The sequence below is a fragment of the Pseudomonas sp. HPB0071 genome, from assembly GCF_000478505.2.
Lineage (GTDB): Bacteria > Pseudomonadota > Gammaproteobacteria > Pseudomonadales > Pseudomonadaceae > Chryseomonas > Chryseomonas luteola.
The window spans coordinates 1,816,550-1,836,639 of sequence record NZ_KI517367.1 but is presented as its reverse complement, the minus strand read 5'-3'; the positions used below and the strand labels follow the sequence as shown (position 1 = coordinate 1,836,639).

At 58.2% G+C, this 20,090-nt stretch carries 18 protein-coding genes; 12 read left to right on the top strand and 6 right to left on the bottom strand.

What is annotated here, in order from left to right:
* Positions 1-88: 88 nt before the first annotated feature.
* The 4 genes from phoU to HMPREF1487_RS08690 all read left to right on the top strand — a co-directional run bounded on the left by phoU (position 89) and on the right by HMPREF1487_RS08690 (position 4,917).
* Complete coding sequence (gene phoU / locus HMPREF1487_RS08705) at positions 89-814, top strand: phosphate signaling complex protein PhoU (RefSeq protein ID WP_010796260.1); 726 nt, start codon at positions 89-91, stop codon at positions 812-814.
* A 127-nt stretch (positions 815-941) separates the two neighbouring features.
* Positions 942-1,790, top strand: a complete 849-nt coding sequence (locus tag HMPREF1487_RS08700) for a response regulator (RefSeq protein ID WP_010796259.1) — start codon at positions 942-944, stop codon at positions 1,788-1,790.
* Between the two features lie 111 nt (positions 1,791-1,901).
* Positions 1,902-2,804 carry a peptidoglycan DD-metalloendopeptidase family protein gene (locus HMPREF1487_RS08695; RefSeq protein WP_037029854.1) on the top strand — a complete coding sequence of 301 codons (903 nt, stop codon included), beginning with the start codon at positions 1,902-1,904 and terminating at the stop codon, positions 2,802-2,804.
* A 208-nt stretch (positions 2,805-3,012) separates the two neighbouring features.
* A complete protein-coding gene (locus HMPREF1487_RS08690) occupies positions 3,013-4,917 on the top strand; it encodes a sensor domain-containing diguanylate cyclase (protein WP_010796257.1) in 1,905 nt (634 codons plus the stop codon).
* 57 nt (positions 4,918-4,974) lie between these two features.
* Here the strand turns inward: HMPREF1487_RS08690 and HMPREF1487_RS08685 are convergent, their stop codons facing one another.
* The 3 genes from HMPREF1487_RS08685 to phoB all read right to left on the bottom strand — a co-directional run bounded on the left by HMPREF1487_RS08685 (position 4,975) and on the right by phoB (position 8,453).
* Entirely contained in the window at positions 4,975-6,342 is a 1,368-nt protein-coding gene (locus HMPREF1487_RS08685) for a hemolysin family protein (protein ID WP_010796256.1), read from the bottom strand.
* A 69-nt stretch (positions 6,343-6,411) separates the two neighbouring features.
* Complete coding sequence (gene phoR / locus HMPREF1487_RS08680) at positions 6,412-7,746, bottom strand: phosphate regulon sensor histidine kinase PhoR (RefSeq protein ID WP_037029852.1); 1,335 nt, start codon at positions 7,744-7,746, stop codon at positions 6,412-6,414.
* 17 nt (positions 7,747-7,763) lie between these two features.
* Entirely contained in the window at positions 7,764-8,453 is a 690-nt protein-coding gene (gene phoB / locus HMPREF1487_RS08675) for a phosphate regulon transcriptional regulator PhoB (RefSeq protein WP_010796254.1), read from the bottom strand.
* Positions 8,454-8,604: 151 nt separating this feature from the next.
* On the opposite strand from phoB, the gene HMPREF1487_RS08670 reads away from it, so the two are divergent.
* The 7 genes from HMPREF1487_RS08670 (at position 8,605) to HMPREF1487_RS08640 (ending at position 16,591) form a co-directional block, all read left to right on the top strand.
* The gene (locus tag HMPREF1487_RS08670; protein ID WP_010796253.1) at positions 8,605-9,408 is read left to right on the top strand and encodes an IclR family transcriptional regulator; all 804 of its coding nucleotides are present in this window, start codon (positions 8,605-8,607) and stop codon (positions 9,406-9,408) included.
* Complete coding sequence (locus tag HMPREF1487_RS08665; protein ID WP_010796252.1) at positions 9,401-10,375, top strand: 2-dehydro-3-deoxygalactonokinase; 975 nt, start codon at positions 9,401-9,403, stop codon at positions 10,373-10,375. The genes HMPREF1487_RS08670 and HMPREF1487_RS08665 overlap by 8 nt, the downstream gene beginning before the upstream one ends.
* The gene (locus HMPREF1487_RS08660; RefSeq protein ID WP_010796251.1) at positions 10,368-10,994 is read left to right on the top strand and encodes a 2-dehydro-3-deoxy-6-phosphogalactonate aldolase; all 627 of its coding nucleotides are present in this window, start codon (positions 10,368-10,370) and stop codon (positions 10,992-10,994) included. The genes HMPREF1487_RS08665 and HMPREF1487_RS08660 overlap by 8 nt, the downstream gene beginning before the upstream one ends.
* Before the next feature lie 55 nt (positions 10,995-11,049).
* The gene (gene dgoD, locus HMPREF1487_RS08655; protein ID WP_010796250.1) at positions 11,050-12,198 is read left to right on the top strand and encodes a galactonate dehydratase; all 1,149 of its coding nucleotides are present in this window, start codon (positions 11,050-11,052) and stop codon (positions 12,196-12,198) included.
* A gap of 196 nt (positions 12,199-12,394) precedes the next feature.
* Positions 12,395-13,780 carry a sugar porter family MFS transporter gene (locus tag HMPREF1487_RS08650; RefSeq protein WP_010796249.1) on the top strand — a complete coding sequence of 462 codons (1,386 nt, stop codon included), beginning with the start codon at positions 12,395-12,397 and terminating at the stop codon, positions 13,778-13,780.
* Between the two features lie 80 nt (positions 13,781-13,860).
* Positions 13,861-15,189 carry an MFS transporter gene (locus HMPREF1487_RS08645; protein WP_010796248.1) on the top strand — a complete coding sequence of 443 codons (1,329 nt, stop codon included), beginning with the start codon at positions 13,861-13,863 and terminating at the stop codon, positions 15,187-15,189.
* Between the two features lie 184 nt (positions 15,190-15,373).
* Positions 15,374-16,591: an aldose 1-epimerase family protein gene (locus HMPREF1487_RS08640; RefSeq protein WP_010796247.1), complete on the top strand. Its 1,218-nt coding sequence runs from the start codon at positions 15,374-15,376 to the stop codon at positions 16,589-16,591.
* 59 nt (positions 16,592-16,650) lie between these two features.
* Here the strand turns inward: HMPREF1487_RS08640 and HMPREF1487_RS08635 are convergent, their stop codons facing one another.
* Both HMPREF1487_RS08635 and HMPREF1487_RS08630 read right to left on the bottom strand, forming a co-directional pair.
* Entirely contained in the window at positions 16,651-17,124 is a 474-nt protein-coding gene (locus HMPREF1487_RS08635; protein WP_010796246.1) for a glycine zipper domain-containing protein, read from the bottom strand.
* A gap of 235 nt (positions 17,125-17,359) precedes the next feature.
* Positions 17,360-18,472: a cobalamin-independent methionine synthase II family protein gene (locus tag HMPREF1487_RS08630; protein WP_010796245.1), complete on the bottom strand. Its 1,113-nt coding sequence runs from the start codon at positions 18,470-18,472 to the stop codon at positions 17,360-17,362.
* A gap of 141 nt (positions 18,473-18,613) precedes the next feature.
* Here HMPREF1487_RS08630 and HMPREF1487_RS08625 point away from each other — a divergent pair, with 141 nt between their 5' ends.
* On the top strand, positions 18,614-19,090 hold the full coding sequence (locus tag HMPREF1487_RS08625; protein WP_051370220.1) for a GNAT family N-acetyltransferase: 477 nt from the start codon (positions 18,614-18,616) through the stop codon (positions 19,088-19,090).
* On the opposite strand, the gene HMPREF1487_RS08620 is transcribed toward HMPREF1487_RS08625, so the two are convergent.
* Positions 19,087-20,076, bottom strand: coding sequence for a zinc-dependent alcohol dehydrogenase family protein (locus HMPREF1487_RS08620; protein ID WP_010796243.1), 990 nt, complete (start codon positions 20,074-20,076; stop codon positions 19,087-19,089). The two genes, HMPREF1487_RS08625 and HMPREF1487_RS08620, sit on opposite strands and share 4 nt — an antisense overlap.
* Between the last annotated feature and the right edge of the window lie 14 nt (positions 20,077-20,090).

The following is a 20,090-nucleotide window of genomic DNA, read 5'->3' as shown; positions in this document are numbered from 1 at the left end:
AGGAAGCAGTGCCACGTAGTTGATGCGGTCTGTTCCAGGGAGCGCCGCCCGAGGGGGTTGGCTCCATTCTTTACAGGACGACAACGCCATGATCAGCAAAGAAAGCCTCAACCACCACATATCGCAGCAGTTCAACACCGAACTCGAAGAAGTCCGTAGCCATCTGCTGGCGATGGGTGGGTTGGTCGAGAAGCAGGTCAGTGATGCCGTAAGTGCCCTGATCAACGCCGACTCCGGTCTGGCGCAGCAGGTGCGGGAAATCGATGATCAGATCGACATGATGGAGCGCAACATCGACGAAGAATGCCTGCGCATCCTGGCGCGTCGGCAGCCGGCAGCGTCGGACCTGCGTCTGATCATCAGCATTTCCAAGTCGGTGATCGACCTTGAGCGGATCGGCGATGAGTCCTCGAAGATTGCACGTCGTGCCATCGAACTCTGTGAAGACGGTGAAGCCCCGCGTGGCTACGTGGAAGTGCGCCATATTGGCGAACAGGTACGCAAGATGGTTCAGGAGGCACTGGATGCGTTCGCGCGCTTCGATGCTGAGCTGGCCCTCTCCGTCGCCCAGCACGACAAGATCGTCGACCGTGAATACAAGACGGCGATCCGCGAACTGGCGACCTACATGATGGAAGACCCGCGGGCAATTTCTCGCGTACTCAGCGTCATTTGGGCGCTGCGTTCGCTGGAGCGCATTGGCGATCACGCCCGCAATATTGCGGAGCTGGTGATCTACCTGGTCCGTGGAACGGATGTACGCCACCTGGGACTGACCCGGATGGCAGAGGAAGTCAACAAACCGCGTGACTGATGCCATGGCCCCCGACAGGAAGGCGGCCATGTTCTCAGCTACGCTTTTGGGCTGCGAGTAAGCTTGCTTTCCCGACGTGGCGTTCAGCGATCCATGAAGCTGCGTTCGGGGCTTCATGGAGTAATCGATGGGTAAGGTATCTGTACTGATTGTGGATGACGCACCATTTATCCGCGACTTGATCAAGAAAGGGCTACGTAGCCAACTTCCGGGTATCGAAATGGAGGATGCAGCGGACGGACGCAAGGCTCAGACAATGTTGAGCAAGCAGTCTTTCGATCTGATCCTGTGCGATTGGGAGATGCCGGAAATGTCGGGTCTTGAGCTGCTGACATGGTGCAGAAGCGAGCCGGCTCATCAGAAAACGCCTTTCATCATGGTGACTAGCCGTGGCGACAAGGACAACGTCATGCAGGCCATTCAGGCGGGTGTTTCCGACTTTATCGGCAAGCCGTTCACCAATGAGCAACTGATCACTAAGGTCAAAAAGGCTTTGAGTCGCGTCGGCAAGCTGGAAGCGCTCGTGGCTCGTGGCCCCCAGCGTGCAGCATCAGCTTTTGCCAACGATTCGTTGAGTGCATTGACCAATAGCCAGCCGGGCCAAGCCGCGGCGCGCTCTTCTGGTGGCGGAAAAGTTAATTTCGGTCAAGGTCAGCTGCGCTTGGCCAATGCTGGCATGGCTTGTGTAATCAAGGCCCTGAGCCTCAAGGAAGCCGTTCTGATCGTTAAGCGGGGCGATATCCTGCCTCAGGTGCTGGATAACGCTGTACTGGATCTGGAGCAGGGTGAGGAGGTGCAGGAGATTGCCCGCCTCAACGGCTATCTGCACTCCGTTGCAGCCCTAGAGCCCAAGCCTTCCAGCGAATGGTTGCAGCTGTTCTTCCGCTTTGTGGATAAGGACCCGGCCAAGCTGGAATACCTGTCCCGCCTGATCGCCCGCGGTACGGCGCAAAAGCACTACGTTCCCGGCGCGTAAGCTTCCATCATGCCGATGCCGATCATCACATCCCGACGAGTGAAGCCTCGTCGGGAGCGTGTTCCACTGATAGGCTTGCGCCGCCTGAAAAGCGCTTGGTTCTGCACCTGCATGTTGAAACGTCTCTTTTTGCTATGTGGCTCGTTCACGCTGGCGGCAGCGACGTGGGCTTCGCCCATCTACAAATACACGGATGCCAACGGTGTGGTGACCTATACGGACAAGGTTACCAAGGGCGCCAAGGTACTTGTCTTTGAGGACGATACCAACGAGCGTATCGAGCGTCAGGTTCGGCTGAATACGAAAAAACTGGGCAACGAGACTGTTTTCGAGGCTCGTAACGACCTGCTGGTGCCGGTTCAGGTCGAGCTTCGTCTGGATCAGCTCAAGAACGTGGCTGGTATCAACGAGTCGGCTTCGGTCCGCCGCGTTCTACCACCCAACAGCACCACCACCCTGATGCGCTTGAAAAAAGAGGTGCAGGGTGTGGCGATTCATTACAAGCCGACCTTCAACTATGCGATGGGCGACCCAGGGCAGGGCGCGCGAGATTATGCCTATCCGCTGCCATGGGTGGGAGGGCCGTTCCGGATCAGTCAGGGGGCAAACGGTGCATTTAGCCACAACACGCCCAGAGGACGTTACGCCATCGATATTGCGATGCCGGAAGGTACGCCTATCATTGCTTCGCGTCCGGGTACAGTGGTCAAGGTTGAAAATAGTCAGCAGCAGGGCCGTAGCGCCAACCCTTCGGGCAATTTCGTGCGTGTCCTGCACGATGACGGCACCATGAGTGTGTACCTGCACCTGATGCAGGGCTCAGTCAAGGTGCGGGAGGGGCAGCGTGTAGTGACCGGTACGCCGCTGGCGCTGTCCGGCAACACGGGTCACAGCACCGGTCCGCACCTGCATTTTGTGGTACAGCGCAACACAGGACTGGCGTTGGAGTCGATTCCATTCCGGTTTGCCCAGCCGGTCGACAGCCTGCCTAATTTTGCTGTGGGTGGGCCGTAACGCTTGATTGTTTTGCGGTTTACCTCTCAAATTTCTTTCTAGCGTCGTTCTGACTCGCCATACTTGTCTCATTAGAGAGCGGCGGGTTGTTGGGAACGCCCAGTAATTGCAAGCTTTCGGTTGTTTGCAGTGATGGAATGCTGCATAGAAAGCCTTGCTTTCTTAACGTATGAACCGAGCATTCTCAGGTCTGGTCGAGGAATGACTGATGCGTCTGTATGGGGTAATGCTGTTCTGGATCGTGTTCTTCAGCGCGTCGCTGCAGGCTGAGACCTTGTTCGATCCATTGCCCCGGGCGGTGATCCTGAACGACGCGCAGGAGAAGGTCTCGTTACACTCGGTGAGCTACCTGCAGGCTTCCGCTACCCTGACCTTTGAGCAGGCAGCGGCGGCAGGGCTTGAGGATCGCTGGCAGTCACTGGGGGATGAGACGGTCAATCTGGGTCGGCAACAGATCGGCGCCTGGCTACGCTTCGAAGTGCATAACCCCACCGATCGAGCTCAGCAGCGCTACCTGGTGATTCAGCCACCCATTCTCAATCAGGTCGATGTGCGGGTTCGCTCCCAGTCCAGCGAGTCATGGGGGCCGGTCGAAACCGCTGGGGATAGCTTGCCCATGAGCATACGCTCCCTCAAGGAGCGGGCGTTTGTCTTTCCTCTAACCCTTTCGGCAGGTGACAAGGCGTTCGTCTACCTGCGCCTGCGCTCCTATGAGCCGATGCTGGTTCCGATGTGGCTGATGACACCGGAGCATTACCAGGCGCAGGAGAAGACTTCGCTCGCCCTGCTGACGCTCTTCTTTGGCTTCATGCTGGCCCTGCTGGTTTATAACGGTAGCCGGTACTGGCGGCAGCGCGACCCCAATCATTTATGGTATTGCCTCTACCTGGTCAGCATCCTGGGCTATGAACTCAGCCTGACCGGCATCGGTCAGCGCTATCTGTGGCCGGAGTGGCCTGCGTTTTCCATCCGAACTTATGTAGGCTTTGGCTGCTTGAGCTTTCTTACGGCCATCGTGTTTGCCCGGCGCTTCCTCAATGTGGATCGCTACCGGGGATGGCGGCTGGTCGTCCTGGGGTTGATCGGTTATTGGGCCTTGGCAGCAGCATTGATTGCTATCGAGCCGATGCTGGTCCGCTTCCTGATGATCGAGCCGGCAGGTCTTGTGAGTTGCCTGCTGGGGATTGCCATGACCCTGTCGTTGTGGCGAAAGGGCAATCCGTCGGCCAAGTACCTGGCCATTGCCTGGTCCGTACTGGCGGTGAGCACGATACTGATGCTCATGGCCATCCTGGACTGGATCACGCTGTCACCGTTTATCCTGGATGTGCAAATCATCGGCTTTGCCTTCGAGTTCATGCTGCTGTCCGTTGCGCTGGATATCCGCCATGACCATGAGGGCGCCGAGCGTTTGAACATACAGAAGGAAGCCCTTTTGGCCAGCAATCAGCAGGTGCAGCGGCATAAGCAGGCTTTGCAGGCTCAGCAGCAGACACTGGAGCGGCAGCACAAGCGTAATGAGGAGCTGCAACAGCATATCGAGGCGCAGGTGGATGTGCTCGAGCGGGCCAATGAGGCATTACGAGCAGCCAATGACGAGGTCATTCGTCTGAGTACGATCGATACCCTGACCGGAGCCTTGAGCCGTCCATGCTTCGATCGCCACTTCACCGAAGAGGTCAACCGCGCCAAGCGCAATCAGGTGGTTGTGTCGCTGGTCGTGATCGACATTGACCATTTCAAGGAAATCAACGATGCCTTTGGCAGCCCGCTCGGCGATGAATGCCTGCGGGCGCTGGCCGGTCTGCTGAAGAACTACACTAAGCGCGCAGGCGACATGGCCGCCCGCTTCCGGGATGACACGTTCGTGCTTGTCCTGCCGGCCGCTGGCGAGGCTGATGCAGTGGCGCTGGCCAATCGGATCTGCGCCGAAACAAGTATGCTGCGCCTGGAGTACGGCAGTGCAACCGTCAGCTTCAGCGTTAGCGCCGGCATCGCCAGTATCGTGCCGACCCTGGACGACAGTGACAAGAGTCTGATCAACACGGCGCTCAAGGCGTTGAGCCATGCTAAACAGGAAGGCCGCAACCGCGCCTACTTTGGCGAAGTCTAAGCGTGCATGAAAAGAAAAAGGCCGGCATCAATGCCGGCCTTTTTTTATAGGCATCGATCAATGATGCCGTAGGGCATCTTCTTCGCCGCCCAGCTTGATGACTTTGGCCAGAATGATCTTCGGACCTTTCATCTTCTTGATGATGATGCGCAGGCCTTCGGCTTCCAGAACCTCGTCCTCTTCGGGTACGCGCTTCAAGCTGTCATAGACGAGACCGGCCATGGTGTCCGCTTCGACATGATCCAGGTCGATGTGCAACAGGCGCTCGATCTTGAACAGCGGGGTATCGCCACGTACGAGCAGCTTGCCGGGCTGATAGGCCAACACGCCACGCTCGGCCTTGCGGTGCTCGTCCTGAATATCGCCGACCAGCACTTCCAGGACGTCTTCCATAGTGAGGAAGCCTACGACCTTGTGGTCAGCCTCTTCGACCAGCACGAAATGCGCGCCGCCCTGGCGGAATTGCTCGAGCAGGCGGCTGAGCGGCATGTGCTTGGAGACACGCTCAAGCGGGTGGATCAACTCGTCCAACTCGAACGACTCGGCCTGGGAATCCAGTCCGGCGATTGCCAGCAACAGGTCCTTGATATGCAAGACACCGATGAATACGTTCTCTTCCTCGTTGTAAACCGGGTAGCGGCTGTACTTGTGACGACGGATGATGGTCAGGATCTCTTCCAGCGAGGCCGTGTGGTCCAGGTAGATGAGGTCCTCACGTGAGTTCGCCCAGTCCACTACTTCCAGCTCTTCCAGCTCGACCGCCGACGCCAGCACACGCATGCCTTGGTCAGTAGGATCCAGCGCGCGGCTGGAGTGCAGGATCAGCTTGAGCTCATCACGGCTGTAATGGTGCTCGTGATCGCCATTGGACGAGCCCTGGCCGGCGATACGCAGAATGGCGTTTGCGCTGGCGTTGAGCAGCCAGATGGCGGGATACATCAGCCAGTAGAACAGGTATAGCGGGACGGCTGTCCATAGCGATAGCAGATCCGGCTTGCGGATAGCCCAGGACTTGGGCGCCAGCTCGCCGACCACGATGTGTAGATAGGAGATGATAAAGAAGGCTGTAAAGAACGCGATGCCATGTACAAGCTCGGGCGTATCTACTCCAGCCATGCGGAGCAGAGGCTCCAGCAGCTCGGCAAAGGCAGGCTCGCCCACCCAGCCCAGACCCAGGGAGGCCAGGGTAATACCCAACTGGCAGGCGGACAGATAGGCATCGAGCTGGCTATGCACGGTACGCAGGATACGGCCGCGCCAGCCATGGCTTTCAGCCAGACCTTCTACACGTGTGGCGCGCAGCTTGACCATGGCGAACTCGGCGGCTACGAAAAAGCCGTTGAGCAGCACCAGCAGCAGCGCAAAAAGAACAAGACCGAAGTCAGCGAAAAGTACTGAGGTATCGAAACTAGGGGAAGGGTCCATTAGGGGTTCAAAGTGATAAAAGTTGGCCCTAGCATGGGGGTCTGACGAGCGACTTTCAAGTCTCGCTCATCAGTGTTGGTGTACGGCTATTGCAGAGGCCGTCATGGAGGCCGTCTGGGAGGATTCGAAAACACAGGTGAAAACACTGCCCTTGCCGGGAGTGCTCTCGATTTCAAGGTGTCCATGATGGCGGATCAGGACATGTTTCACGATGGCCAGCCCCAGGCCCGTACCGCCGGTGCTGGAGGCTCTGCTGGCATCCACCCGATAAAAGCGCTCTGTCAGACGGGGTAGGTGACGCGCTTCGATGCCCGGCCCGCTATCGGAAACCGACATCTGGGCACCATGGGCGTCCTGCCACCAGCGAATCCTGATCTGACCACCGTCCGGCGTGTACTTCACAGCGTTGAAAACGAGATTCGAAAAGGCACTGCGCAGCTCGGCTTCGCTGCCTTTCAGGGCCAGACTCGCGTCGGCATCCAGGGTGATCTTGTGGCCGCGCTGGCCTGAGAGCGCACGTGCATCCTGCTGGATGATTTGCAGAAGTGGTGTTACGGCGACGGGTTTGTTTTCGGCAGGGTAGTCGGTCGCTTCCAGTTTGGCCAATAGCAGCAGGTCATCAATCAGGTGCTGCATGCGGCTGGCCTGTTGCTGCATCTGGCCAAGGGCCCGCAGCCAGCGCGGATTGGTATCTTCGGCGGCGTTATCGACCAAGGTCTCCAGATAGCCAGCGATCACGGTCAAAGGCGTACGCAGCTCGTGGGAGACGTTCGCAACGAAATCCTTACGCATCTGTTCCAGTTGATGAAGGCGGCTCACGTCCCGGACGAGCAGGAGACGATCACCTTCACCGAAGCGCGTAATCAGAATGTGAAGGTGCTGATTGGCATTCACGGGCGAGGCCAGTTCCAGCGGCTCTTGATAGTCACCCTTGTTGAAGTATTCATAAAATTTGGGATGGCGGACCAGGTTGGCGATGGGCTGACCATAATCCTGCGGCTGACGCAGCCCCAGGAGCTGTTCGGCGGCACGGTTCCACCATTCCAGGTTGCCGTTGCGGTCGATGAGGATAATGGCATCCCGCAGCGCCGCAGTAGAGGCCTGGGCACGTTCGATCACAGCTTCCAAGGCGTGGCGCTTTTCACGTTCGCGGCGCTGGGCATAATAGAGACTGTCAAAGATCTCGCCCCAGAAGCCATTGGCCTCCGGGGGTTCCACCCCTTCTTCGGCCGTGGCCAGCCACTTCTGAAGACGGACGATGTGGTAGGACATCCATATCAGATAGATGAACAGGCCGGCAGCCAGCATGGCGCCATAAGCGTCTGTCAGCCAGCCCAGGGGAAGGCAAATAGCCAGGAGCAGACAGATATGGCGGGCCAGCAGTGAACGCCAATCCATGTTCAAGGCAGCACATCCCGTTTTTAAAGTTTGGTCGAGAAACGATAGCCCGTTCCGCGTACGGTCTGCACAAGATTTTCGTAGGTTTCACCCAAGGCCTTACGCAGACGGCGAATGTGCACGTCTACCGTACGCTCCTCGACATAGACGTTGCCGCCCCATACTTGATCCAGCAGCTGACCACGGGTGTAGGCACGTTCCTGGTGCGTCATGAAGAACTGCAGCAGACGGTATTCGGTCGGTCCCATTTCAGCCGGTGAGCCATCAATGGTCACGCGGTGGCTGATGGGATCGAGAATCAGGCCATTCACTTCAATCGGCGTTTCGCTGTCGTATGTGCCTGTACGGCGCAGTACCGCTTTCAACCGGGCGACCAGCTCGCGAGGCGAGAAGGGCTTGGTGATGTAGTCATCGGCTCCTACTTCCAGACCCTGGACCTTATTGTCCTCGTCGTCCTTGGCGGTGAGCATGATGATCGGGATCGCATCCGTCAGCTCGTCACGCTTCAGGCGGCGCGCCAGCTCAAGGCCGGATGTGCCTGGTAGCATCCAGTCGAGCAGGACCAGATCGGGCTTGCGGTCGACGATTAGGGCATGAGCCTGCTGCGCATTATCTGCTTCCAGGCATTCATAACCCGCCATTTCGAGCGCAACCGCGATCATCTCGCGAATGGGCGCCTCGTCATCGACGATAAGAATCGACTTGCCCGCCATGGTTCTCCTCACTGTTCTGCACGATGCTCGCGCATTAGATAACCAAATTGTTGCAGTCATGTGACAAGTCGTCGAACACTTCTTTATCCCATAATATGGGATATGTATTCACATGTTGAGATTGCAGTTTTAAAGGAATAGAGTGAGCGCCATGTCTGATCAAAACAACAACGCGCCTGCTGGCGCTCAGGCACTGTTTCGAGGCCTGGCCGTTATCGATGCCATCGCTCAGGGCGCCCGTACGCTGGCTGCCATCGGCGAGGTGATCGGCTGTACGCGCAGCACCACCCATCGGTTGGTCAATGCACTGGTACAGGCTGGCTATCTGCGTAGCGTTGCCGGTCAGTATCAACTGGGAGCTAAGCTTATCGAGCTGGGCTTCAAGGCCCGTGACCAGCTGCCGCTGACCAACCTGGCGCGGCCCCACCTGCAGCGGCTCGCGGCGTTGACCCAGGACACCGTTCATCTGGGCGTGCGGGAGGGCGGCGACGTGCTCTACCTGGACAAGCTTCCCGGAGCTCGCGGCCTTGAAATGCGCTCGCGCGTCGGGCTGCGCATGCCGTTGGCCCTGACCGGGGTAGGCAAGGCCCTCATGCTTGATCTGCCCGAATCCGAATGGCACCTGCTCTACGAGGAAGGCCTCAGGCGGCGCGCCGGGCAACCGGGCCTGCGCGAGGACTTTACGCCCTGGCCGGACTATCTGGCCCAGCAGCAGGCCTATGCCGCAGGTGGCTACACTTTTGATCTGGAAGAAAACGAGTTGGGTATTCGCTGCGTGGCCGCGCCTATCCGCGATGCCAGCGGCGCCATCGTGGCGGCCTTGAGTGTCGCCAGCGCGATTCCCTATATGCCTGAAGCACGCCTGCGGGATCTTTGCCCGGATGTCATCGCTTGCGCACGGGCCATTTCCTTTGACCTTGGATGGACAACCTCGGGTGGAGTCAGTCATGAATGAAACGGCAACGCCACGTCTGATCGGCCTCGATTGGGGCACCTCATCACTACGCGCGTATCTGCTGGGAGATAACGGCCAGATAGTGGATACCCGCTCGCAGCCCTGGGGCATTCTGCATACGCCTGAAGGTGATTTCGCCAAGGCCTTTCGTGAGCTGGTCGGTGACTGGCGCGCACAATGGCCATCCGTACCCGCCATTGCCGCCGGCATGATCGGCAGCCGACAGGGCTGGCGTGAGGTTCCTTATGTGGACTGCCCGGCCGATGTGGATAGCTTGGCAAAAGGCCTGCTGACGTTCGACAGCGGTTGCGGTGAGCTGAGCCTGATCCCCGGCGTGATGCAGCGTGGCGCACTGCCAAACGTATTGAGAGGCGAGGAGACCCAGATCTTTGGCGCGCTCGAACTGGAGCCCGCCCTGGCAGATCATGCCTTGCTGGTGTTGCCCGGCACGCACAGCAAGTGGGCAACGATCCGCGGCAGCCGGCTCGATCACTTTTCCACCTATATGACCGGCGAGCTGTTTGCCGTCCTGCGTGAGCATTCGATTCTGGGTCGTCCTGCGCGGGAGGAGAGCAGCGAGCCGTCCAACGACGCCTTTATGCGAGGCCTCACCAATGCCCGTGAGAGTGGGGCGGAAGGCGTTATTGGCCGTCTGTTCACCACCCGCAGCCTATTCCTGGCCGGTGATCTGCCCGCGCGCCACAGCTTGGACTACCTCTCGGGCTTGCTGATCGGTGAAGAGCTGCGCAGTGTTGTGGCCAGCCTGAAGGGAGCCGTCTGCCCACCGCTGGTATTGATTGGCGATCCGGCGCTGTGTCGCCGCTATCAGGACGCCCTGGCCTTTTTCGAAATTACCGATGTACGTCTGCTTGAGCAGGCCACCCGTACCGGCTTATGGCGCATCGCCTGTGCAGCCGGTCTGGTGACTGCCGCCACCCCTTCTCAGGAGGATACCCGCCATGTTTGACGCCTGCATGAAACAACTGCCCCTGATTGCCATTCTGCGCGGCATTACGCCTGCGGAGATCGTGCCGGTCGGCAAGGCCCTGTACGAGGCCGGTTTTCGTCTGATCGAGATTCCATTGAACTCGCCTGAGCCTCTGGAAAGCATCCGTCTGCTGTCTGCCGAGTTGGGCAACGACTGCCTGATCGGTGCCGGAACCGTACTGACCGAGCGCCAGGTGGCGGACGTAGCCTTTGCCGGTGGCAAACTGATTGTGTCGCCCAATGCCAACCTGGCGGTGATCCGCGCGACCAAGGCGGCCGGGCTGATCAGTGCACCGGGCGTGGCAACGCCATCCGAAGGCTTTGCTGCGCTGGAGGCGGGAGCCGACTCGCTCAAGCTGTTCCCGGCTGAGCAGCTGGGTCCGGCGGTGGTCAAGGCATGGCGTGCGGTCTTCCCGAAGGAAACGGCCCTGCTGCCGGTCGGTGGGATTACGCCCGACAACATGGACGTATACGTCAAGGCGGGCGCCAATGGCTTTGGCCTGGGGTCGGCCATTTACAAGCCGGGCATGACTCCTGACGACGTCAGCCGCAGCGCGCACGCGTTTGCCAATGGCTGGAAAGCGCTGACTGGCCAGTAACCATCGGATTTGACCTGGGTCGGTCCGCCGGCCCTGAACGCATCGAGGCATAACAATGAAAATCACCAAACTGACTACCTATATCGTTCCTCCGCGCTGGTGCTTTCTGAAGATTGAAACCGATGAAGGCATCACCGGCTGGGGCGAGCCAGTCCTTGAAGGCCGCGCCCATAGTGTGGCGGCGGCTGTGGAAGAGCTGGCCGACTATCTGATCGGCAAGGACCCGCGCAATATCGAGGATCACTGGACCGTACTCTATCGCGGTGGTTTCTACCGGGGCGGCGGTATCCACATGAGCGCCCTGGCGGGTATCGACCAAGCCTTGTGGGACATCAAGGGCAAGGCGCTGGGCGTACCGGTACACGATCTGCTGGGCGGCCAGGTCCGCGAGAGCATCCGCGTCTACTCCTGGATCGGCGGCGACCGTCCAGCCGAGACAGCGGCCCATGCCCTGGAGCGCAAGGAAAAGGGCTTTACCGCTATCAAGATGAATGCCTCGGAAGAGATGCAGTTCGTCGATACCTTCGACAAGGTCGATCAGGTCATCGCCAACGTCGCGGCCATTCGCGACGCCTGTGGCCCGCATTTTGGCATTGGTGTCGATTTCCACGGTCGTGTTCACAAGCCGATGGCCAAGGTCCTGATCAAGGAGCTTGAGCCCTACCGTCTGATGTTTATCGAGGAGCCGGTGCTCAGCGAGAACTATGAGGCGCTCAAGGAAATCGCTCTGATGAGCAATACGCCCATTGCGCTGGGTGAGCGGTTGTATTCCCGTTGGGACTTCAAACGCATCCTGCAGGACGGCTATGTGGATATCCTTCAGCCTGACCCGTCCCATGCCGGTGGCATCACCGAAACGCGGAAGATCGCCAACATGGCCGAGGCCTACGATGTTGCCATCGCGCTGCATTGCCCGCTCGGCCCGATTGCCCTGGCGGTCAACCTGCAACTGGACGCCAACTGCTACAACGCCTTTATCCAGGAGCAGAGCCTGGGCATTCACTATAACCAGGGCAATGACCTGCTCGACTACATCAAGAACCCGGAAGTCTTCGATTATGGCGATGGCCACGTGAAGATCCCGCAAGGCCCGGGGCTGGGTATCGAAGTCAATGAAGAGTACGTGATCGAGCGTGCCGCCATTGGCCACCGCTGGCGTAATCCGATCTGGCGCCACAAGGACGGCAGCTTCGCCGAGTGGTAAGCCCTGGCCTTCAGGTCGTGAAGACGAGCCGGACGCAAGAAATGCGTCTGGCTCGGCATTTTTCACATCTTGTAACGAACCTGAGCAGAGCCTGACGAGTCACTGGAAAGCCAGGTTGATAGCAAATTCACATGCCTGCATTTGCTGAGGGACCGGCATTACAAAAACAACGCCCAAAAAGGCAGGAGTCCAGTTTATGACGAGTAGTACTCATACCGCCGAGAAGACCAAGGGAACCGCGGTGTTCACCTGCATTCTGGCGGCTTTGGCCGGGCTGATGTTCGGCCTGGACATCGGCGTGATTTCCGGCGCCACGCAATTCATTCAGCAAGAATTTCAAGTTTCCGACCGCGTGATCGAGTGGATCGTCAGCAGCATGATGCTTGGCGCTGCCCTTGGTGCACTTGGTGCCGGCTGGATGTCCGCTGCCCTGGGTCGCAAGCGTTCGCTGATTCTGGGTGCCATTCTGTTCGTGTTGGGGTCGGTACTGTGCGGTTTCGCCTGGTCGCCGAACTCACTGATCGTCGGCCGCTTCATTCTGGGCCTGGCCATCGGCATCGCCTCCTTTACTGCTCCGCTGTATCTGGCTGAAGTGGCGCCTGAGCAGATCCGTGGCTCAATGATCTCGTTGTATCAACTGATGATCACGGTCGGTATCCTGGCTGCGTTCCTGTCGGATACTGCCTTCAGCTACAGCGGTGCCTGGCGCTGGATGCTGGGTATCATCGCTATCCCCGGTGTGCTGTTCCTGCTGGGTGTTCTGGCACTGCCCGATAGCCCGCGCTGGCTGATCATGAAGGGCCGCAAGAAAGAGGCACTGGACGTCCTGCACAAGCTGCGCGGCAATGAAGAGGTGATCCAGCAGGAAGTGCGTGATATCGAAGAGCAGCTGCGCATCCCGCAGCGTGGCTGGCAGCTGTTCAAGGAGAACGCCAACTTCCGCCGCTCCGTTGGTTTGGGCGTACTCCTGCAGATCGTCCAGCAGTTCACCGGCATGAACGTGGTGATGTACTACGCACCGCGTATTTTCGAAGGCATGGGTTACGACACGCATGCGCAGATGTGGTTTACCGCTGCGGTGGGCCTGACCAACGTACTGGCAACTTTCATTGCTATCTTCCTGGTGGACCGTTGGGGCCGCAAGCCGATTCTCTATACCGGTTTCATCGTCATGGCGGTCGGTATGGGCATCGTGGGCACCATGATGAACATGGGTACGCTGAGTCACGGCCAGCAGATCTTCACCGTTGCCATGCTGCTGATCTTTATCGTGGGCTTTGCCATGTCGGCCGGTCCGCTGATCTGGACACTGTGCTCCGAAGTGCAGCCACTCAAGGGCCGCGATTTCGGTATCGGCTGCTCCACGTTCACCAACTGGATCGCCAACATGATCGTCGGCGCTACCTTCCTGACACTGCTTAACGTCATCGGCAACGCTGCAACCTTCTGGCTGTATGGCGCACTGAACGCCTTCTTCATCCTGTTGGTGTTCTGGCTGGTTCCGGAAACCAAGGGTGCAACGCTGGAGCAGATCGAACGTAACCTCATGAGCGGCAAACCACTGCGCGATATCGGGCAGTAACGTTTGCAGGAGACCACCGGCGGCTGTCGCCGGTGAGTCATCCCCGTTGTGTATAACAAGTCCAAGACAGGGTAACGGTGATGCAACATTCTTCAACCCGCACGGCGTACAGCCAGACCCAGGCCCAGGTGCAAGCCCAGCCTGCGTCACGCTCGCGCTACTTCATCATGGTCTTGCTGTTCGTCACGGTAGTGATCAACTACCTGGACCGCAGCAACCTTTCCATCGCCGCGCCCCACCTGGCTCAGGACTTGAACATCGATCCCGTGCACATGGGGCTGATCTTGTCGGCGTTCGGCTGGACCTATGCCGCCATGCAGATCCCGGGCGGCTGGCTGGTAGACAAGGTATCCCCGCGGGTGCTGTACCCGATTGCCATCGCGCTCTGGTCCCTGGCAACTATCGGCCTAGGCTTTGTTGGCAGTTTTATCGGCCTGGTAATCCTGCGTCTTGCAGTCGGTGCGCTGGAAGCGCCGGCGTATCCCATCAACAACCGGGTGGTAACGACGTGGTTCCCGGAGGGGGAGCGCGCCACCGCCATCGGGTTTTATACGTCCGGACAGTTCGTCGGGCTGGCGTTCCTGACCCCAGTACTCATCTACCTGCAACAGACGTTCGGCTGGCACATGGTCTTTGTGGTAACAGGCGGGATCGGTATCGTCTGGGCGGCGATCTGGTATCTGATCTACCGTGAGCCAAAAGACTTCAAAGGTGCCAATGCTGCCGAAGTGGCGCTGATCGAGCAGGGCGGCGGCCTTGTAGATCTGGAGAAAAAGAATCAGTCCCGCGCGGCGTTTCGCTGGACGGATCTGTGGGCCGTGCTCAACAAGCGCAAGCTGTGGGGCATCTACATTGGTCAGTTCTGCCTGAACTCTACGCTGTGGTTCTTCCTGACCTGGTTCCCGACCTACCTCGTCAAATACCGCGGCATGGATTTCATCAAGGCGGGCTTTCTGGCTTCGGTGCCGTTCCTGGCGGCGTTTCTAGGCGTGATCTGCTCGGGTCTGCTATCCGACTGGCTGGTGCGCCGTGGCGTTTCGCTGGGCATGGCACGCAAGCTGCCCATCATCAGCGGCCTCTTGATTTCCACCTGCATCATCGGCGCGAACTTTGTTGACACGCCAGCGCTGATCATTGCCTGTATGGCAATCGCCTTCTTTGGTAACGGTCTGGCGTCGATCACTTGGTCAATGGTGTCGGCCCTGGCACCTGCACGCCTGCTGGGGTTGACGGGAGGCATGTTCAACTTCATCGGCAACCTGGCATCCATCAGTGTGCCGATCGTGGTTGGCCTACTGGTGGATGGCAACAACTTTGCCCCGGCTATCACCTATATCGGCATCACGGCATTGGTCGGCGCGCTGAGTTACGGGCTCGTCGTCGGCAAGGTCGAGCGCCTCGAAGAGTAATAACCCTCAAGTCAAGGTGCCGGGCAGGCACCTTGACCTACCTCTCGTTTCCTGTCTCCAACCTTGTAAATCCGAAATCCGACACATGCAAACGTGCAGGGTTGTTCTACACTTTTCTCACGCTGCTAAATCGTTTCAGCCAAAGGGCAGCGAGGTATAACAACAAACAAAAAGGAAATCGGACATGAACGCATCTGCTCTGCTTGCCAGCTTCGGATTGCTGGCAGCTGCCTCTCCAGCGTTTGCCTGGGATTACACGCTGATCGACTCGAACAAGCCTGCTGAAAACTGGCGCATCACCAGCGAGCAGCTTGGCGTCAAAACGGACAAGCCTTTTTCAGTCACTCTCAAGACGTTGCATGGCGGTCGTCAGGAAGGGGTAAGCCTGATCGAAATCGATACCGGCGCAATGAAAATGACCGTTGTGCCAAACCGCGGCATGAACGTGCTTTACGCCACCGCCGGTACTGTACGACTGGGGTGGGACTCGCCTGTGCATGAGGTCGTCAACCCAGCCTTTATCGAGCTCAATGGTCGTGGCGGGCTGGGCTGGCTGGAGGGTTTCAACGAGATGGTAACCCGTTGTGGCTACGAGTGGGTTGGCCATCCGGGCATGGATAATGGAGAGCTGCTGACTCTGCATGGCCGTGCGGCCAATATCCCGGCGTCCAAGGTCGTGCTGACCATCGATGAAAAGCCGCCATATGCCATTCACCTGAAAGGCGAGCTGCGCGAGCAGGCATTCAAGAAGGTGGATTTTCTGGTCGATACTCAGCTGACCACGCAACCGGGCGCCACTCAATTTACCCTTCATGATCGTCTGACCAACCAGGGCGACTACGAGAAAGAGTATCAAGCGCTCTACCATAGCAATTTCGGTACGCCACTGCTGGAGGAGGGTACCAAGTTCGCCGCGCCAGTGCGTGAGGTCTCGCCATTCAACGAGTACGCCAAGCGTGACCTGAAAGATTGGCAAACCTACCGGGGCCCTACCAAAGGCTTCGACGAGATGGTGTACAACCTGTTTCCTTATGGAGATGCCCAGGGCAACAGCCTGGCGGTATTACATGATAAAGCCGGCAAGCAGGGCGTCAGCCTCGCCTTCAACGTTAACCAGTTACCCGCCTTTTCCCTGTGGAAAAACACGGACACCCAGGGGCAGGGTTATGTGACCGGTCTGGAGCCAGGCACCAGTTTTTCCTATAACCGACGCTTCCAGCGTGACTTGAAGCTAGTACCCAAGATCGGGCCAAAAGAGACTCGTGACTTTGAGATCACCTACAGCCTGCTCAGTGATGCGGGTGCGGTAAACGAGGCACTCAAGCGTGTCGATACGATCCAGCAAGGCCGCCAGACCGATGTACGTGAAACACCGCTGGTGGACCTGAGCAAAGAGAAATAGTGACGGTAAATGAAAAAGGGCCACAGACGTGGCCCTTTCTTTTAGCGCTAGGGTAGGGATCAATCGTCCCAACGACCGTGGCGCTTCCAGTGTTTCTTGTGGTGACCACGGTGCCAGCCGTTGTCATGGGCATAACGGCGGTCATCGTAGCGACGGCCACTGTGGTGACGGTCGCCCGAATCGCCCATGCTGCTGCCAAGGGCTGCACCGCCGCCGCCGCCCAAGGCGGCACCTACCATAGCGCCTGTGCTGCCGCCTACGGCCTTGCCCAATACGTTGCCACCCGCGGCGCCAAGACCGCCGCCAATGGCTGCTTCTGTTTTATCGCCACGCTTGGCGCCTACCGCACCGCCCGCAGCACCACCCAGACCTGCACCGATCGTGGAGCCTGTGCTTCCGCCTACGGCATTTCCTACAACCGAGCCTAACACCCCGCCTAGCGCACCACCGATACCGGCCTGCATATCGTCGCCCGCCATCGCGCTAGTACCTACCAGGCTCAGGGACAACAGAAGGATCGAGGAGTACTTCATAATCAAAACTCACTGTGAGGATGATGGCGCCGATCCTCGTGATTACCGCTTCGCTTGGCAAGTGGAATCTGCTTAAGGGTGCGATAACTTCCACAAAAGGCAAATGTATGAATTTATTACAGAAACTTTATTACGGAACGGTAGTCTGCACCTTTTTATCTTGATCGAAATGTAGCGGAAAAGGGCGGGTTTACGCTCTAAAGCGCCCCTTTCCAGTCAGCCAGTCATGCGCTGATCAGGCCTCTCCCCAGACCTCACGGGCTACGTCTACTACGCGTTGCAGCTTGGCCCACTGTTCCTCTTCCGAGAGCAGGTTGCCTTCCTCTGTCGAGGCAAATCCGCACTGCGGACTCAGGCAGAGCTGGTCCAGGTTGGCATACCGCGAGGCTTCCTCGATACGGCGTTTGAGAGCATCCGGACTTTCCAGTTCGCCGCTTTTTGTCGTGACCAGTCCCAATACAGCCTGACGCTTGCCCTTGGGCAGGTAGCGCAGGGGTTCGAAACCACCGGCACGCTCGGTATCGTACTCTAGGAAGAAAGCATCGATATCCGTGTTGCCAAACAGCACTTCCGCCACCGGCTCGTAGCCACCTTCGCTGATCCAGGTCGAGCGGAAGTTGCCCCGGCAGACATGCAGGCCGATGCGCAAGTCATCCGGGCGACCAGCCAGCGCCTGATTGAGCACGCTTGAATAGATCTCGGCCAGACGTTCCGGATCATCACCGCGCTCGCGGGCGGCGGCCTTTTCCTTTTCTGAGCAGAGGTAAGCCCAGACGGTGTCATCGAGTTGGAGATAACGGCATCCCGCCTCGTAAAAAGCATTCACGGCTTTCTTGTAGGTGCTGGCAAGGTCAGCAAAAAACTCTTCCATATCCGGATAGACGCTTTCACTGATGTTCTTCCGTCCGCCCCGGAAGTGCAGCACGCTAGGGCTTGGAATAGTCATCTTGGCCACACTGCGAGTAGTAGCGCTGGCCAGAAACTTGAAGTCCTCTAGCATCGGATGTTGGGTGAAGTCTAATTTACCCGTGACCTTGATTCCTCGGGATTTGGTTTGTTGACCTTGGAACTGAATACCCTGGTCTGCCTCGTAGCCTTCTACGCCGCCAAGTTGCTCAAGAAAGTCGAAATGCCACCAGGCGCGGCGGAATTCTCCGTCCGTTACGGCGGGAAGGCCAATTGCTTCCTGTTTGGCAACAATCTTGCGGATCTCATCATTCTCAACCGCACGCAGTACGTCTCGCTCCATTTCTCCGGTCTGATAGCGGCGACGGGCCTCCTTCAGAATCGGGCTGCGTAACAGGCTGCCTACAGAGTCGGCACGAAAACGAGGGAAGTGGCTGGACATAGACTTACCTTGCGACTAGCTAAATGAATATCCCTCATGATCATTCAGTAGACTAAACATTTCTAGCGTCTATGCTTCATGGTCACTATCAAGATCATTCATGAAGGTATTGTTTCAGCCTGGCTGAAAGTAGGGATACACATGCTTCGAAAAGCAAAAGACGATGAATATGAGCACATGGTTTCGATCTGGCTGGCCGCCTCCATCCTGGCCCATGATGGTGTCGCGCCCGACTTCTGGCGTAGCCAGCGGCAGGATATGAAGGAAAAGTACCTGCCCAGCGCCGAGAACTGGGTATATGTACGGGACGATACGGTTCTCGGGTTCTTCTCGCTGCAACAGAATGTGCTGGCAGCCTTATTTGTCGATCCGGACCACCAGGGCGAAGGCATTGGCAGCGCGCTGCTGGAGCACGCCAAGTCCCTTGAGTCGCGCCTCGAACTGTCTGTCTATAGCATGAACAGCCGTGCGGTAGCCTTTTACGAGCGGCATGGTTTCAGGACTATGGACGAGCGCTTCGATGACATGACGGGCCAGTGGGAGAAGGTCATGCACCTGACCGCGGAGATGGAAAGCCGTCCCGGCGCTGGAGATCGGGACGGCTCGTCGCTGGGTTAAACCGTTACGACGATCTTGCCAACCTGCTGATTGGACTCCATGTACCGGTGCGCCTCAACGATCTGGTCCAGCGGGAATGTCTTAGCAATCTGTGGCTTCAACTTGCCCTGGGTCAGGCCGTCCAGAATGAAGTGTTTGGCCTTGGCCAATCGATCAGCATCCTGAGTGATTTCGAACAGCTGATAGCCGCGAATGGTCAGGTCCTTACCCAGCACATCCATCACTGGCAATGACAGGTTTTCAGTGCTCAAGGCGCCGTACTGGAAGAAAATGCCCAGGAACGAGAGCGCTTTCAGAATCTTGGGCACGTCTGGCCCACCCACCGGGTCAAAGGCGATGCGCGCGCCCTTGCCATCGGTGAGCTTTAGCACCTCATCCGTCAGATCCTGTTCTTCCGTTGCGATGACATGTTTCGCGCCTGCCTCAAGCAAGGCCTGCCGCTTGTTACTCGTCCGGGTGAGGGCAATCGGTGTTGCACCGACAAAATTGGCAATCTGGATCGCAGCGAGGCCAACACTGCTGGAGGCCGCACGAACCAGAACGGTATCGCCCGCCTTCAGTCCGGCAATATCGACCAGCGCGCCATAGGCCGTGGCAAACATCATCCAGGTAGCGGCAGCCTCTTCGAATGAAAGCGTGTCGGGGTGCTTGACGACGGCATGGGCAGGCGCATTTACCAACTCTCCGTACAAGCCATACTGTTCGAACGAGAATGCCGGTATGACGCTTACGGTGTCGCCTACGGCAAACACAGTAATACCCTCGCCGACTGCCTCGACAACACCCGCGGCCTCGTAGCCAAGAATGGCGGGGAAGACTGGCTGATGCGTGTATTGGCCAGCGCGATACATAGCTTCAGCACGGTTCAGGCCCAGCGCCTTGGTGCGAATCTGTACTTCACCTGGCTGAGGTGGGCGGACGTCTACGTCTTCGATCTTGAGTACATCTGGGCCACCGGTTTCATGAAAGCGTACGGTACGGGGCATGGAGCACTCTCCCT

Excerpts from the sequence above, each read along its gene's own strand:
- phoB (WP_010796254.1), bottom strand. The coding sequence starts at position 8,453 with ATGGCGGGCAAGTCGATTCTTATCGTCGATGACGAGGCGCCCATTCGC.
- HMPREF1487_RS08665 (WP_010796252.1), top strand. The coding sequence starts at position 9,401 with ATGAATGAAACGGCAACGCCACGTCTGATCGGCCTCGATTGGGGCACC.
- dgoD (WP_010796250.1), top strand. The coding sequence starts at position 11,050 with ATGAAAATCACCAAACTGACTACCTATATCGTTCCTCCGCGCTGGTGC.
- HMPREF1487_RS08690 (WP_010796257.1), top strand. The coding sequence starts at position 3,013 with ATGCGTCTGTATGGGGTAATGCTGTTCTGGATCGTGTTCTTCAGCGCG.
- HMPREF1487_RS08670 (WP_010796253.1), top strand. The coding sequence starts at position 8,605 with ATGTCTGATCAAAACAACAACGCGCCTGCTGGCGCTCAGGCACTGTTT.
- HMPREF1487_RS08625 (WP_051370220.1), top strand. The coding sequence starts at position 18,614 with ATGCTTCGAAAAGCAAAAGACGATGAATATGAGCACATGGTTTCGATC.
- HMPREF1487_RS08685 (WP_010796256.1), bottom strand. The coding sequence starts at position 6,342 with ATGGACCCTTCCCCTAGTTTCGATACCTCAGTACTTTTCGCTGACTTC.
- HMPREF1487_RS08620 (WP_010796243.1), bottom strand. The coding sequence starts at position 20,076 with ATGCCCCGTACCGTACGCTTTCATGAAACCGGTGGCCCAGATGTACTC.
- phoU (WP_010796260.1), top strand. The coding sequence starts at position 89 with ATGATCAGCAAAGAAAGCCTCAACCACCACATATCGCAGCAGTTCAAC.
- HMPREF1487_RS08630 (WP_010796245.1), bottom strand. The coding sequence starts at position 18,472 with ATGTCCAGCCACTTCCCTCGTTTTCGTGCCGACTCTGTAGGCAGCCTG.
- HMPREF1487_RS08695 (WP_037029854.1), top strand. The coding sequence starts at position 1,902 with ATGTTGAAACGTCTCTTTTTGCTATGTGGCTCGTTCACGCTGGCGGCA.
- HMPREF1487_RS08660 (WP_010796251.1), top strand. The coding sequence starts at position 10,368 with ATGTTTGACGCCTGCATGAAACAACTGCCCCTGATTGCCATTCTGCGC.
- HMPREF1487_RS08635 (WP_010796246.1), bottom strand. The coding sequence starts at position 17,124 with ATGAAGTACTCCTCGATCCTTCTGTTGTCCCTGAGCCTGGTAGGTACT.
- HMPREF1487_RS08645 (WP_010796248.1), top strand. The coding sequence starts at position 13,861 with ATGCAACATTCTTCAACCCGCACGGCGTACAGCCAGACCCAGGCCCAG.
- HMPREF1487_RS08640 (WP_010796247.1), top strand. The coding sequence starts at position 15,374 with ATGAACGCATCTGCTCTGCTTGCCAGCTTCGGATTGCTGGCAGCTGCC.
- HMPREF1487_RS08650 (WP_010796249.1), top strand. The coding sequence starts at position 12,395 with ATGACGAGTAGTACTCATACCGCCGAGAAGACCAAGGGAACCGCGGTG.
- HMPREF1487_RS08700 (WP_010796259.1), top strand. The coding sequence starts at position 942 with ATGGGTAAGGTATCTGTACTGATTGTGGATGACGCACCATTTATCCGC.